This window comes from Paucibacter soli (assembly GCF_037482845.1).
In the GTDB taxonomy this organism is placed as follows: Bacteria; Pseudomonadota; Gammaproteobacteria; order Burkholderiales; family Burkholderiaceae_C; genus Paucibacter_B; species Paucibacter_B soli.
Map to the genome: position 1 here is coordinate 210,169 of NZ_JBBHJW010000007.1, position 13,905 is coordinate 224,073.

A 13,905-nucleotide genomic window follows, 5' to 3' on the forward strand; every position below is an offset into this window, starting at 1 on the left:
CCGCGGCTGGCGCTGCAGGCGCAATAATTGCGCTCCGTTCAAAGCAGTCCCAGGAGGCGACCGATGCGGTCACACTATTGCGCTCCCGCAACGCGAATAGCTCTCGCCGCCTCCTTGCTCCTGGTCGCCTGCCAGCACCCCAAGGTGCCGCAGGTGGATGTGGACATACTGAAGAGCGCCCCACCCTCCGCGGGCGCGGGCCCTTCTTGCCCGACCTTGGCCGCCGACTGGCTGTCGGCGCTGCCAAGCCAGCAAAAGCGCATTGAACCTGCGCACTGCAGCCAGCATATCGGCGCCCCCCTGTTCAGCTGGGGCGATCCGCGCAACCAGCAGACCGGCTCGGGCTACACCCTGCAAGTGCGCCCGCTGGGCGGGGCTGTTGCCATCAGCCGCAGCGGCCTGACGGAACCGCGCGCAAGGCTTGCGCAGGCCCTTGCGCCGGGCGAATACGAATGGTCGGTCAGCTACACCGCCTCCACTGGCGTGGCGCAAAGCTCGCAATGGCGCAGCTTCAGCGTCGGCAGCCCCGACGGGCAAGTGCGTGCGCAGGACCTGCCCGATGGCACACAGCTGGCCGCTCAGGTGGCCGCAAGGGCAAGGCCGCGCATGCTCGCCGTTGGCAGCAGCTTCGAGAGCCTGCGCAGCGCGGCCCAGCAGCCCGAGCACCTGCCCGCCCTGACCTTGCTGCGCAAGCGCGCCAATGCCGCACTCGCGGCAGCTGAGCCCACGCCGCCTGCAGCCACGGCCGCCACCCCCGTGACGCTGGCGCAGGCACAGGCACTGGCCGCCCTGCTGCTCAGCGCGCGCACCGAACGCCAGCACATCGAACATCTCGCCGTGATCGGCAGGCTGGACGGCAATGCCAGCCTCATCGCCGCGGCCAAGCGCCGCCTGCTGGCACTGGCCGCCTGGTCGCCCAATGGCAGCACTGGCGCGGCCCAGGCCAGCGAAGCCAATGGCGACATCGCGCTCGCCCTGGCCCAAGGCCTTGACCTGCTCTGGAACGATTTGAGCGCAGCCGAGCGCAGCCAGCTGAGCGGCCCGCTGCGCGAGCGCCTGCTGCAGGGCAGCGCCGCCCTCGCCCTGCTCGACCGCGAGCCCTATACGGTCGCCAGCCTGCTCAGGCTGCGGCAAATCACGCCAGCGCTCTTGCTTTGCGCGGGGCTGCCCGGTTTCCCGGAGGCACAGTCGCTGCTGGCCAAGGCCTGGGAGCTGAACCGCCACAGCTTCTACACCTGGGGCTACGACGGCAACCAGGGCCCCGCCGTCGCGCAGGCCTGGACCCATTTGGCCGCGAACACCGGCATGGCGGCGGCGGTGCGCACCATTTCCGGCGTCAACCTCTACGAGCTGGCGGTGCTGCGACGCAGCGCCGAGCAACTGATCGCCTTCACGCCCGCCGGCCAGCCGCTGCCTGGCGCCTTTGGCGACGACGCCGAGGCCCGCAGTCTCTACGACAACCATGCCGCAGCCTTGCGCCTGCACGCGCAGCAAAGCCGCGACATCGCGTCGATCTGGTACTGGCAGGCCAAGAGCGACAACCTCAGCAACCCCGCCGACGCTAGCATCTGGCAGCTGCTCTTGCTGGGCGTCGATCGCGGCGCCCTGCCGGTCGGCAGTGCCAGCCTGGCCAACGACTGGTACTCGGCCCAGGCCGGACTGGCCGCGATGCACAGCGACATCCGCCGTGCCGACCGCACGTCGGTGTATTTCCGCAGCAGCCGCTTTGGCGCCCATGGCGCCGCCCAGGCCGAACAGAACGCGCTCGCCTATGTCTCGCGGGGCCTGCCTCTGCTGGTCAATGCCGGCTACACGCCCTTTCCCGGCAGCCCTCACCATCGCAACACCCGCGCCACGCGCTTCAAGAACGCGCTCAGCTTCGACGGCGGCTTTGGCCAGGCCGAAAGCGCCGCCGGTGCGGCGCGCCCCACCGACCCACTGTCCAATATGGACGCGGGCGGTTCCCTCATCCGGGCGCAAAGCGTGGGCAACTATGCCGCCGTGACCGGCGACGCCACCCTCGCCTACCGCGCCGTGGACACCGCACGCAACGCCTGGGTGCCGCAGTTGAGCAACGCGATTCGCAGCGTCGTGATGGACAAGGCCAATGGCCTGACCTTTGTGTACGACTGGGCCACCAGCGCCACGCCGCGTCAATGGGAGCTGAACTACCACGCACCTAACTCCTTCATTGCCGACGCCGCCACGGTGCGCAGCAGCAATGGCGCTGCCTCGGTCTGCCTGGATCGGCATGGCCCGGCCACCCAATTCACCCAGACCGCCGCCTGGGAAGTGCCGCCCGAAGTGGCGCAGGCCGCCCCCTCGCATGGCCGATTCAGCACCTTGACGCGCAGCGCCGAGTTCGCCCACCTGACCGTGCTCCGCGAGGACTGCCGCAACGTGCCGCTACAGGTCAGCCAGAGCGGCGCCAAGATCAGCGTGCTGGTGAATGGGCGCGATGCCTTGCAGTTCGAACGCAGCGGGGTCAGCTTGCCTAGCGCAACCGGTGCCACGCCCACAGTCGCCGTGACCGCGGTCAGCAGCCTGCCAAGTACGGCCGCAGCGGGAGATAGCGCCACCGGTGCGGGCAATAGCAGCAGCCCGTCTCCCGAGGCAGCTGCGCAAGCGGCCCTGGTCCAGCAGCCACTCGTCAATGTGCAGGCGGTCAACAAGAGCGATATCGCAGCCGAGTTGAACAGTGATGCGGGCGATCCGAACGCAGCGAACTGGTCGGGCATCAACTGCTATGGCGAGTACGGCAACTGGTCGCGCTTCATGCCCAAGGGTATCCACGGCAGCAGCCTGCCAGATGGCAGCACACTGCGCTTCGGTCTGGTGAGTGACACGCTGAATCCTGCGCGCAAGGTTTTCGCGCTGCGCGTGCACAAGGACGATGTGCTGACCAGCGGAGCGAAGCGTTGTGAGGTGCTGGCGCCGGGCGCGGGCAGTACATCGCTCCCGGTGGGCAAGGACTTTTGGTTCGCCTTCGCCATCCGAATCGTCGAAGGTGCTGTGACCAGCGGCGACGACCAACTGCTCATGCAGTGGCATGCCGACGGTGTGCCCTTCCTCTCGCTGCTGGTGAAGGATGGTCGGCTGCGCATCGAGAACCGCTTCAACGCCAACGCCCAGCTCACCGCTGCCAACACCACCCTGGTCACGCCATGGCGCGACTCAGTCGTTGCGACCGACCGCTGGATGCACTTCGTCGTCAAGGCACGAATCTCGCCATTTGAGAAGGATCAACCCTATATCAGCATGTGGCGCAATGGCACCCCGTTGTTCGAGCGCCGCGGCCCGCTGGGAATTAACAGCTCGACGCCGCCCTTCGCCAAGCTTGGCTTCTACCATTGGCTGAACATCAACACCTGGGACAGCAAGGTGCCGGTGCGCACCATTCATCTACGCCATGCCGTGACCGTGCTCGACCCCAACGCTCGCTACAACGAGTCCACGCTGCGCGCGATGGTGTTTTGAGTCGGGCAGGGATTCAATCAGCGTCTATGAAGCCGCGCAGCGTCGCCACTAGGCGGTGTTGCGCGGGTGACGGCGCAGCTGCTGCGCCAGCCGTCATCGCCAGCTCTTGCCAATGATCCAAGGCGGCCTGCAACGCCGCAACGTCAAACGCCGCATGCACGCCGGGTTTGTCGCGCAACCACTTGAGCGTTGCCACCTGATGATCGTTGCGCGTCTCGCGCAGAGCACCAAGGCGCGGCAGCAGCAGCATGGGCTTGCCAAGCTCCAGGCCGGTCAGCACACTGCCCATGCCGGCATGTGCCACCAGCAGCGCGGCCTCCTGCACGCAGCGACGAAAGGCGGTCGGGTCCAGCACCTCATGGCGCCGCACATGCTGCGTGGCTGCTGCCCCGCGACCCACCTGGGCCACCACGGGGACATCAGGATGCATGCCGGCCCAGGCATCCACCGCCTGCACCAGACGGTCGAAGGGCATTTGCGAGCCCACGGTAAGGAAGATCACAGCACCGCCCCCTCATGGCGCGGCCCCTCGGGGCGCGCAAGCTCCGGCCATTGCGTCAGCCAGAGATCAGCAAATTTCGCCACCCTGCTGCCCGACATCGACATCTGCTCGACGTTGGCGATCGAGTCTATCCACACGGTGCGCGCACCCAACCACTTGCCCAAGCGTAGCGCCGCCACACCAGGCGCTGCGCCGGTCGTGATGACCACCTGCGGACGCTCGCGCAGCACGATCCAGCCCAGCTGAAGCACCATCCAAGCCAGCTTCAATCTGTCCCAGCGCGTCGCATCCTGGATGCAATAGAAGCGAGCCCCTGCCACCTGCTGCGCGTACTCGGATTGCACCGATACGTACACCGCCTCGTGCGCCGCCCAGGCCTGGCGAAGGCGCAGCAACTGCACCCAATGTCCGCCACCCGAGGCCACGCACAACACCCGTTTGCACGCCCTCATGTGCCGGACCCACCGCGCAGCCAGCGTTGATGCCAGGCAGCGAACATCAGCACTGCCCACAGACGGTCCACCTGACCAGGGGCCCCGCGTTGATGCGACTGCCAGCTCGCTGCCACGGCGTCGGCGTCCAGCCAATCGCCCAGCTCCTGACGCACGTAGGCCCATTGCGACTCGGCCCAAGGCCGCAGCTCTTGCAGCAACCAGGGACCCAGCGGCACCGAAAAGCCCTGTTTGGGCAGGTCGATGAGGCTGCGCGGCACCCGCTCGAAAAGCAGCTCGCGCAACACCCGTTTGAGCATCCTCGGCCCGGCCTTCAACTCGGTCTGCAGACGCCAGGCGTATGCCACCACGCGGTGATCGAGCAGCGGGCTTCGCGCTTCCAACGATGCAGCCATAGTCGCGCGATCCATCTTCACCAGCAAGTCGCCGCTCAGGTAATGGCCGGTTTCCCAGAATTGCATGCGCTCGCTGCCGGCCAGGCGTAGCTCGGGTCCCGCGACAAATTCCAGCTCACTGAGGCCGTCGGGTGGCCGGCGCAAGGGCTGGCCCTCCGCCCACAAGGTGAGAAACATGCGCGCCCGTGCGTCGGCATCAGCGCAGCGCAAGCCGCGCGCGAGTTTGTGCACCTTTTGACCCAGAAAGCGCGGGCGCCTGTGCGCGGGCAGCCAGGCCGCCAATTGTTCCCAGCGCGCGGCCGAGGGAGCGTCGAGCGCCTCCGCCAGCAAGCGGCGGAGCGGCATTGGCAGGCCGAACAGCGCGCCCACGACGCCCTGCTCGCCGCGATAGCGCAGATAGCCACCAAAGGCCTCGTCACCGCCGTCGCCGGTAAGCGCCACCGTCACATGCTGGCGTGCCAGCCCAGCCAGCAGCGTCGTCGGGATCATCGAGGCATCGGCGAAAGGCTCGTCATAGACCTCCGGCAATCGGGGCACCAGGGCCAAGGCATCGCGCTGCGACACCAGCAGCTCGGTGTGTGCACAGCCGAGGTGCCGCGCCACGGCCGCCGCCACGGGCGCCTCGTTGTGGCTCGCCTCCTCGAAGGCGATAGAGAAGCTGCGTGTCTGTCCACAACCAGCGCGCTGCATCTGCGACACCACCAGGGCCGAGTCGATGCCACCCGACAGGAAAGCGCCCAGCGGTACGTCCGACACCATACGCTCGGCCGTTGCCAAGGCCAGCACCTCCTCCAGTCCACGCTTAGCCTCATCCAACGAGCCAAGACGCCACCCCTGAGCTTGCCCCACCGTCTCCTCCAGGGTCCAAAAGCGCCCGCGCTGCTCACCGGCCTGCGCTCGCCATAACAACCACTCCCCGGGCTGCAGCTTGAAGCAGTCTTCAAAAATGCACAGGTTGTCGGCCACATAGCCATAGCGAAAGAAGCCCTCCACGGCCTCGGCCGAGACACGCGGAGCGAAGCCTGGCAAGGTCCAAAGCGCCTTCAGCTCAGACGCAAACGCCAGCCCCGCGCCGCGTCGTACCACATACAGCGGCTTTTTGCCCAGGCGGTCCCTTGCCAGCAGCAGACTGCGCTCCTGCCGGTCCCACAGCGCCAGCGCAAACATGCCAGCCAGGCGTTGCAACGTGGCCTCCCAGCCCCAGTGCACAAAGCCCGCCAGCATGACCTCGGTATCGCTGCGCGAGCGGAAGGGGTAGCCCAGTGCGGCCAGCTCGGCACGCAGCGCCTGGAAGTTGTAGATCTCGCCGTTGAACACCAGCACATAGCGCCCGTCGGCGCTCTGCATAGGCTGATGGCCAAGCGGGCTCAGGTCAACGATGGCCAGGCGCCTATGCCCCAGCGCCACCGGCCCGTTCTCGTCCAGCCAGAGGCCCTGGTCATCCGGCCCACGGTGGCGCAGCGCGTCGGCCATGGCCTGCGCGTACGCTTTCAGCACCGCAGCCTCGCCCCCTATACCTACCAGACCCACCAGACCGCACATACCCTTTGTCCTTGCTGCTCAGCCGGCGCGCCGCGCGCCGCGCCGCACCAGACCCAACTCCATGTACAGCGCTTCCAGGCGCCTCTGCACCATGGCCGGCGCATGCCGCTGCTGCACACGCTCGCGCCCCACCGCACCGCGCGCCGCGGCATCTTCGGGCCTGTCCAGCGCCTCGCGCAAGGCTGCCGTCAAGGCCGCCACGTCGCCCTTGTCGAGCAGCCAACCAGCGCCCTCGCCGAGTGTCTCTGGAATGCCCCCCACCCGCGTCGCCACAACAGGCACACCCCAGGCCATCGCCTCCAGCATGCCAATGGGCACGCCCTCGAAGTGCGATGGCAGCACGAACACCGCGGCCCGCGCCAGCAGCGCCTGCTTGCGCTCGCCCACCACCCAACCTGGCAGTACCAGGCGCGCTCCCAGGCCAAGGCGTTCGGCCTCGCGCCGCACCGCCGCGTGGTCACCGTCTCCAGCGCAGACCAGGCAGAAGTCCTGCCCCTCCCGCGCCAGCTGCGCCGCCGCCTGCAGCAACTCGGGCAGACCTTTTTCCGGCCAGAGCCGACCGAGGAACAGCAGCTCGCCCGCCTGCGTTGCGCGTGCCTGCCATTGCGCTGGCGTCGGCAGCTTTACCGGGTTGGGCAGTACCGCGCAGCGCGCGCGCGGCTCGATGCGCGCCAACTGCTCCGCCCAGCCCTCGCTCAGGCAGACCACCCGGTCTGCACCCCGCAACAACCAGCGCACCACACCCTGGCCACGGGGGCTGCGGCCTTCGTACCAGGCCGGAAATGAGCCATCGTGCAGGTGCAGCAGCGTGGGCACGCCGAAGCCTCGCGCCAGGGTCAGGTAACAGCCCTTGCGCCAGAAGCTGCCGCGCGCGGCCACATGTGCATGCACACCGGCCACCCGGCCACACAGCAGCAGCCCCAACAGCTGCAACAGGGTCCGCAGCGCGCACCATAGCTTGTTGCCCAAGCTGGCGTGGTGAAAGCTCGCCAGATAGCGCAAGGCCCAACGCTGTGCCAAGCCTTCATCCAGGTAGGCCTGTGCCACCGCCGTCATGCCACCAGGGGACTGCAGGTCGGTGCCGATCATGACCAGGTAGCGATTCAAGGCTATGTCAATCCTTTGACAAGTCGGCCACGACGCCAGCGCCTAACGCGGCGCGTCGGCGCCATTCAGGCAGTCGCTCGGCGAGGTGCGCACGAATCGCCGCCTCGTTCTGCACCAGCCCATCCAGGGCCTGCTGCAGACTCTGCGCCCCAACCTTGCGCGTGTCCAACACATGATCCTCGTGATCAAACAGGTCGAGGTTGATGCCACGTGCCTTGATGCTGTAGGCGATGGAGACTGTCGGCACGCCGCTGCTCAGCGCAGCAATGGTGGCGTGAGTGCGTGCCCCGATGAAATAGCGGCATCCCGCAATCACATCCTTGAGCTGACAGGCATTCAGGCCTCCCGGCACGCTGCGCACGCGCGGCCCAAGGCCAAGCAGACGCTGCTGCAATTGGGCCAGGTAGCGCTCGTCATTGTTGAAGGCGGCGCCGTCCAAGGGCGCCACGTGCGGCACCAACAACACGCCAAGGCGGCTGCGCGTCATCAGCGTCTCGATAAAGCGTGCTGCCTCGTCCAGTAACTCGGTCGCCGCGCCAGCCCGTTTGCGCACCCCATCCACCAGGGGGCTGAGGTTCAGCCCAAGCACACCATCCTCGCCCTGGGGCCAAAAGCCCTCGCGTGCATACGCCTCGCGCCCCAGAAGAAAGGCGGAGTCCGCAACCAGATGCAGGTTGGACTGCAAGCCCAGACCCTTCAGATAAGCATGGGTGTGCGTCTCACGCACCGTCACCGCCGTCAGACGCTTCAGGTGATCGGCCATGCGGCGTTCGACGGCCGGCAGCCGGTCGAACGGGCCCGCAGACGCGCCCCAGAGCAGGGCCGGTTTGCCCATTTCAAGCGCTGCCTCGGCAATCGCCACAAAGTAGGCAAGCGAGCCCAGATCGTAGTCCAGCGAGTAGTTGTCGCCGCCAATCGAGAGCAGCAGATCGCACTCGCGCAGCTGGGCCCGGATGGGGTCCTGTGCTGGCAGGCGCGGCCAGGGCAAGGCGGCCAATGCGGGCAGACGCGAGACCACGCGATTCCAATGCGCAAAGCGTCGCGGCAGCGCAGGCACCGGCACGAACTCGGCTCCATCCTGGGCCGCCAGGGGCCATTGGGCGCTGTCGCGTTGCAAATCGGCCGAGGGCACCCGCACCTGAGCCTGCGCATCCACCTTGCGCAACACGGTCAGGGTGGAACGCACCAGCGCTTCGCAACCGCGGTTGCCGAAATTATTCTGGCCGGTGAGGTAGATCTTCATAACGCCTTTCTTCCTGCTTCCGGGGCTCAGAGGCGCACCAGCACCTCATCCAGTGGCCGACGCTCGCTGCGCGCCACCTCGAACTGTTCGCGCAAATGACCGACGGCCAGCAGCATGATCACCGCGTCGTCGGCGGGAATGCCAGCCTCACGCTTGAAGGCCCGGTCGGTGGCTGGCTCGACGCTCCAGTTCAGGCAGCATGTCCCCAGCCCCAGCGCATGCAGCGCATACACCAGGGTCATGCCAAACAGACCGCCATCGATCCAGGCCTGGTAACGCTCGCCCACGGTATGAAAGGTCGATTGTCGTGCCGTGACGATGAGCAGCGCGCCGGCCTGGTCACCGAAGCCGCGGTTGCCATTCTGGTGCGCCAGCAGCGCCTGTGCACGGGCGGCATCGCTCACCCAGTACACGCGACCGCTTGAGCGATTGCACACCGACGGCGCGAAGCGCGCCATGGCGACGGCCTGCTCAATGAGATCGGCCTCAAGCGGCCGCGCATCAAACTGCCGCACGCTGTGGCGGCTGCGCAGGAAGGCGTCGAAGGGCAGGCGCGCGGCGGCCCAGACCTCCTCGCGCCGCCTGGCCAGCAGGCCGCCCTCGGCGCCCTGCTCGGGGCCCTGGCCAGCCAGCGCTCGCAGCCGCTGCACGCGTCCCGCCAGGGTCTGCATGGCATGGCCATGGTCGCGGTTGAACGCGAGATAGGCGTCCAGTGTGTCCAATGCGGCATGCGTGCTCCAGTCCGACGGGTAGCGCTCCAGCCAGGCCCCCAGGTCGTCGCACAGCAGCTCGATAGCGTCACTACCGAAACCTGGCCGCGGTTGCGGCAGCGCCAGACCCTTTTCAACCCGGTGGTAGCTCTTCAGGATGTGCGCTTGCAAGGCGCCGCGCGAGCGCCGCACCAGGCCGCTGCCGCGCCAGTAGCGCAATCCGTCATAGCCTAGCGCACGCAACAAGCCCCAGCCGTTACGCAGCACACGCCAGCGACGGCGCAGGATGAGGTAGGCAGAACGAGGCAAGAGTCGATGGAGCAGGAATTTCATGACATTCACACGATCAGAAGACGCCTCGGCAGCACGCTGGCGAGCAGCGCACGCTCAGCGTCATTGAGCGGCTTGAGCAGCACTGCAGCGCCCAGCACCAGCGCGCTTGCCAACAGCAGGGCGAGCAAGGTCGCCGGCCCCGGCAGAGGCGGCAGTAGGGTCAGGGCCATGCCGGCCAGCATTGCGGCGAGCAGCAGTTTGCTCAAACCGAGCCAGTCCCAGGGCAGGGCCAAGCCAGCACGCCGCAAGGCCGCACCGACCACCAGCACCCAAACCGCCTCGGCCAGGCACAGCAGGCTCACCAGGCTTGCGCCGATAGTCAGCCCCCAGGCCTGCCAGGGCAGGCACAACGCCACCGGTACAAACAGGCAACCCAGCAGTGTGGCCGCCACATTGGCACCGGTGTGCTCTACCGTTGCGGTGACCATGCTCAGCAGCACATGCGCGCACTGCAGCAGCAACCAAAGCATCAATGTGCCAAACAACAGTCCCATGCCCTCGGCATAGCGCCCTTTGCTCAGCCAGCCGGCCAGTTCGTCGCCGCGTTGAGGCAGATAGGCAAGCAATGGCGCCAGCACCAGCAGCGAGAGTTTGAGCTGCGCATTGGCCACTCGGGCCAGCGGCTCCATGCGCCGCTGGCGCGTCCAGTGCGCGACCATCAGCGGCCGCAGCCAAGGGGCAAGCAAGTAGGCCGGGAGGTAGTTACGTAGCGTGTCGGCTAGGCTGCCCGCAAAACCCAGCAGCGCAGCCGGCGCAGCGCCGGCAAGGTGCGTGAGCAACAGTCGCGCGGTATTGCCGCTCCAGGCCTGGCCCAGCAGCTGCACCAGGTACAGCCGACGCTCCACGCGGCGCCGTTCGAGATTGGCATGAGCGGCCTCGCCCGGCACCTGGCCCTGGGCCCGCTCGCGAGCATCGCGGCGCAAGGCCAGCGACAGCCAGAACAAGCCGGCCAGCGCCAGCAACAGGGCGGCCAGACCTTCCAGCCAAAGCAACTCCGGCAGGCTCGGCGCAAGGCCCTGCGCCGTCCAGAACAGGGCAGCCCCGAGACGCAGCAAATTCGCCATCAGGCTCAGGCCCTGGCTGGCGGCCTGCATGAGCAGCGCCGGAAAGACCTCGTCGAGCTGGCGCGTGAGGCTGCCGGCCACCAGCCAGAGCAACATCGCGACTTGCGCCCCGGCACCGAGCGGCAAGCCCATCTGTGCCCGCACAGATGTGGCCAGCAAAGACATGAGCAGGGCCCCGAGCAATGCCAGTCCCAGGCGCTGAAACAGCAACCTTGCAACAAAGCGCTGGAACTGCGCCAGCGGAGCATGCAGGCGCCACTCGGCCACATAGCGCTGCGCACGCGTGGACAAACCAAGGCCGCTGACCAGATAGAAGATCTCGACGACGGCGAGCCCGGCAACATAAGCGCCATAGTCGAGCGGCGCGGTATGGCGTACCAGCCAGAGCAGCCAGATCAATCCTGCTGCTGCGGCGAGCAGCTTGCCCGCCAGGAACTGCCAAAGCGAGCGCCGTGCGCGCGTCTTGCTGTACAGGGTTTGATCCATCAGCTCTGCGGCGTAACCGGGGCGGTAGGACCGAGCTCTCGGGCTGGCAGCGCAAGTTGCGGATCGCGACGCGGCTCGAACCAGCCACGCACGATGGCCGCCAGCGCGTAGTGCCAGCTCAGCAGCGATACACCGGCATGATGCAGGCTGTGCTTGACGAGCACGAGCAGCAGCGCCACCACCAGACCCGCAGCCAGCCAAAGCGCGAACCCCAGCGCCCCGAACCAGGCCAGCAATGGCAGCGCAAGCCACCACAGGCCAAGCGCCAGCGGATGCCTATGCAAATACACGGTGCGCGCCAGCCAGGGCTTGCCCAGCGCCTGGCGCAACATTACGCCAGCCGAGAAGGCACGGCCACTGGCCCAGTGGCGACGCAGCAAGGTGAAGGTATCGGCGTCATGACCGACGTGGCGCACCGCCTCGCGCGCCAGTCGGCGCAAGCGCCAGCCGGCGGCGCCGAGACGCATGCCCAACTCGGCCTCCTCGTATCCCTTGAGGTTGACATCGGCAGCGTAGCCACCGGCACTGTCAATCGCGGCACGGCGATACAGGCCACCACCTTCGAGCCAAGGTTGTTCGCCAGCAACTGATCCGCTACGGTTGCGCACCCGGATCAGATCGAAACCATTGGCGACGCGTTCGTCGATCACGCCTCCTCCCACACCTGCCAAGCCCGGATCGGCCTGCAGGCAGGCAAGGGCCGCCGGTAGGAAGCCGGGTGCGAGCGCCATGTCGCCATCCATCAGGTACACCCATTCACCACGGGCGGCCGCATAGCCAAGCTGCACACCCGCGCCGCAGCCCCGGTCCTCGGCGTGTAGGAGCTGCACGATGCGCACCGGGTAGTCTCGCGCGATGCGCACTGTGCGGTCCTGACTGCAGGAGTCGGCAAGCACAACCTCGACGGGAAGCGGCGCCAGCTCCCGAGCGGCTGCCAGGGCGGACTCCAGCGCGCGCGCAATCTTGGCCTCCTCGTTGTAGGCCTTGATGACCACAGAGAGCATGGCCGTCTAGCTCCCAGCGTCGCCCTGCCGACCATCGACACGGCGAGCCTGGCCGCGCATCAAAGTCGGTCTTGGCTGGCTTCGGCCCGTCGCGATGACATAGCCAATCAACAGCATGGTCAAGATCTGCATTTGCGCAACCTCGATCAAATCGGTGTTGTAGGGCAAAGCCAGCAGGATCAGAAGCAGCCCTATGCCGGCGCCGCGCAGCCAGGGCGCTTGCTCGACCAGCGCTGCTTTCGCCGCAAGCCGAAAAGCCGCCAAGGCGCATACAAGCAGGCCCACGGCCAACGCCATTGTGCCGATCAGCCCAACTTCCCACAGATAGACAACCAGCGATGAACGGCCAATGCGGAAGCGGTACTTCTTGGCTTCCTCGCCAATCACGAGCCCACCCACACGTGTGGAACCCATGCCGTGTCCAATCAAGGCCGAGACGGGCTCGTACAAGGATTGGTTGTCGGCCCAATGGACGATGGCAGCCAATCGCCCCATCTCGCCGGTCCTGAAATTAATCTGCGTGGCGTCAGTACTGCGCTTGATTGCCGTCTCGACGTATTCGGAAATGGAGCGACCTTCGCGGGTGCGCTCAGAGGCAAATTGCAGGCGGTAGCTGGCCAACAGCCCGGCTGTTACCAGTGCGACCGCCAGCAGCCCAAGCAATGCTCGGCCAGGCCGCCGCAGCAGTTCGGCACCAAAGGTCAGCAAGGCGATGAACGGCAACAACAGCAGCGCGAACTTGACCTCGGCGAGCATCACCGGCGCAATGGCCAAAAAGGCAAGCGACAGGCACTGGAGCTTGGTGAGCTTGCCTGCTTTCATGGCTTGAAGCGTGAAGCCGAACACCGTCATGGAAAACAGCGCCATGGCGCCACTGGCACCGCCGCCCAGCGGATCTCCGCCAAACAATCCAACCACCGCGTCGAAGGGCGAGTCGCCGAAGCGCTTGGCTGCGACAACAAATCGCTGATAGAAGAGCACAGGCAGTTGCGCCGCCAGGAACCAGGGAGCAGCGCGCATCAAGCGCCCAAGGTCTGTTGGCGAGAATGCCCCCCCTAGGACGGCAAGCAAAACGCTCCAGAGGAAAAGGTACTCCTTGCCTGCAACAAACCACTGCAGCGCGTCCACGCCCGAAAGTGCCGACGATGTGACCGCACACAGCACAAACACCACAAAGCAGAGCAGCGGTGCAGTCCCGTATTCGGCGTGCTTCAAGGCCGGCAGCCGCGCATCAGCGCGACGGGCCAGGAGCCGCAGGTAGAGCACCAGGCCAAGAAGAAATGGCAGCCAGAAGGCCTTGTCAAAGCGCGCGAAATACTGTGCTTGCCCGACGACCAAGAAGGCCGTGCCCAACAGGATGAACAGCATCCATGACGTGGGGACGGCGAAACAGATCAGCAGCCCGACAACACCGATTACAAAGGCGGCCACCCAGACAGCCCCGAAGGGCAGCATCAAGCCCACCAGGACAGCAACAGAGAGCACAGCGCCGGTGAGCGCGACCTGCGCCAAGCTCCAAGGCAAGCCATGGCGCCGCCGGGTGACCGCTGTGCTGTGGAATAGTTTCGAGGCTTGTACGGTCTGCATACG

At 66.7% G+C, this 13,905-nt stretch carries 10 protein-coding genes; 1 reads left to right on the top strand and 9 read right to left on the bottom strand.

Features of this window, described 5'->3' with window-relative positions; translation table 11 throughout:
• Window positions 1–216 precede the first annotated feature (216 nt).
• Window positions 217–3,477, top strand: coding sequence for a heparin lyase I family protein (locus tag WG898_RS15765; protein WP_339603753.1), 3,261 nt, complete (start codon window positions 217–219; stop codon window positions 3,475–3,477).
• A 13-nt stretch (window positions 3,478–3,490) separates the two neighbouring features.
• On the opposite strand, the gene WG898_RS15770 is transcribed toward WG898_RS15765, so the two are convergent.
• From WG898_RS15770 to WG898_RS15810, 9 genes are read right to left on the bottom strand one after another with little or no spacing between them, the layout of a single operon-like run.
• On the bottom strand, window positions 3,491–3,979 hold the full coding sequence (locus WG898_RS15770) for a glycosyltransferase (protein ID WP_339603754.1): 489 nt from the start codon (window positions 3,977–3,979) through the stop codon (window positions 3,491–3,493).
• Entirely contained in the window at window positions 3,976–4,380 is a 405-nt protein-coding gene (locus WG898_RS15775; RefSeq protein ID WP_339603755.1) for a glycosyl transferase, read from the bottom strand. The genes WG898_RS15770 and WG898_RS15775 overlap by 4 nt, the downstream gene beginning before the upstream one ends.
• A gap of 47 nt (window positions 4,381–4,427) precedes the next feature.
• Window positions 4,428–6,368, bottom strand: a complete 1,941-nt coding sequence (gene asnB, locus WG898_RS15780; protein ID WP_339603756.1) for an asparagine synthase (glutamine-hydrolyzing) — start codon at window positions 6,366–6,368, stop codon at window positions 4,428–4,430.
• A gap of 18 nt (window positions 6,369–6,386) precedes the next feature.
• Window positions 6,387–7,475: a glycosyltransferase family 4 protein gene (locus WG898_RS15785; protein WP_339603757.1), complete on the bottom strand. Its 1,089-nt coding sequence runs from the start codon at window positions 7,473–7,475 to the stop codon at window positions 6,387–6,389.
• Between the two features lie 7 nt (window positions 7,476–7,482).
• Entirely contained in the window at window positions 7,483–8,718 is a 1,236-nt protein-coding gene (locus tag WG898_RS15790; RefSeq protein WP_339603758.1) for a polysaccharide pyruvyl transferase family protein, read from the bottom strand.
• A gap of 26 nt (window positions 8,719–8,744) precedes the next feature.
• A complete protein-coding gene (locus tag WG898_RS15795) occupies window positions 8,745–9,761 on the bottom strand; it encodes a nitroreductase family protein (protein ID WP_339603759.1) in 1,017 nt (338 codons plus the stop codon).
• Window positions 9,762–9,766: 5 nt separating this feature from the next.
• A complete protein-coding gene (locus WG898_RS15800) occupies window positions 9,767–11,311 on the bottom strand; it encodes a hypothetical protein (protein ID WP_339603760.1) in 1,545 nt (514 codons plus the stop codon).
• On the bottom strand, window positions 11,311–12,315 hold the full coding sequence (locus WG898_RS15805; RefSeq protein ID WP_339603761.1) for a glycosyltransferase family 2 protein: 1,005 nt from the start codon (window positions 12,313–12,315) through the stop codon (window positions 11,311–11,313). Before WG898_RS15805 ends, WG898_RS15800 begins: the two co-directional genes overlap by 1 nt.
• Before the next feature lie 6 nt (window positions 12,316–12,321).
• A complete protein-coding gene (locus WG898_RS15810; RefSeq protein WP_339603762.1) occupies window positions 12,322–13,902 on the bottom strand; it encodes a hypothetical protein in 1,581 nt (526 codons plus the stop codon).
• Window positions 13,903–13,905: the final 3 nt, after the last annotated feature.

Bases quoted from the DNA above. Each gene is read 5' to 3' on its own strand.
- asnB (WP_339603756.1), bottom strand. From the start codon at position 6,368: ATGTGCGGTCTGGTGGGTCTGGTAGGTATAGGGGGCGAGGCTGCGGTG.
- WG898_RS15790 (WP_339603758.1), bottom strand. From the start codon at position 8,718: ATGAAGATCTACCTCACCGGCCAGAATAATTTCGGCAACCGCGGTTGC.
- WG898_RS15795 (WP_339603759.1), bottom strand. From the start codon at position 9,761: ATGAAATTCCTGCTCCATCGACTCTTGCCTCGTTCTGCCTACCTCATC.
- WG898_RS15800 (WP_339603760.1), bottom strand. From the start codon at position 11,311: ATGGATCAAACCCTGTACAGCAAGACGCGCGCACGGCGCTCGCTTTGG.
- WG898_RS15805 (WP_339603761.1), bottom strand. From the start codon at position 12,315: ATGCTCTCTGTGGTCATCAAGGCCTACAACGAGGAGGCCAAGATTGCG.
- WG898_RS15810 (WP_339603762.1), bottom strand. From the start codon at position 13,902: ATGCAGACCGTACAAGCCTCGAAACTATTCCACAGCACAGCGGTCACC.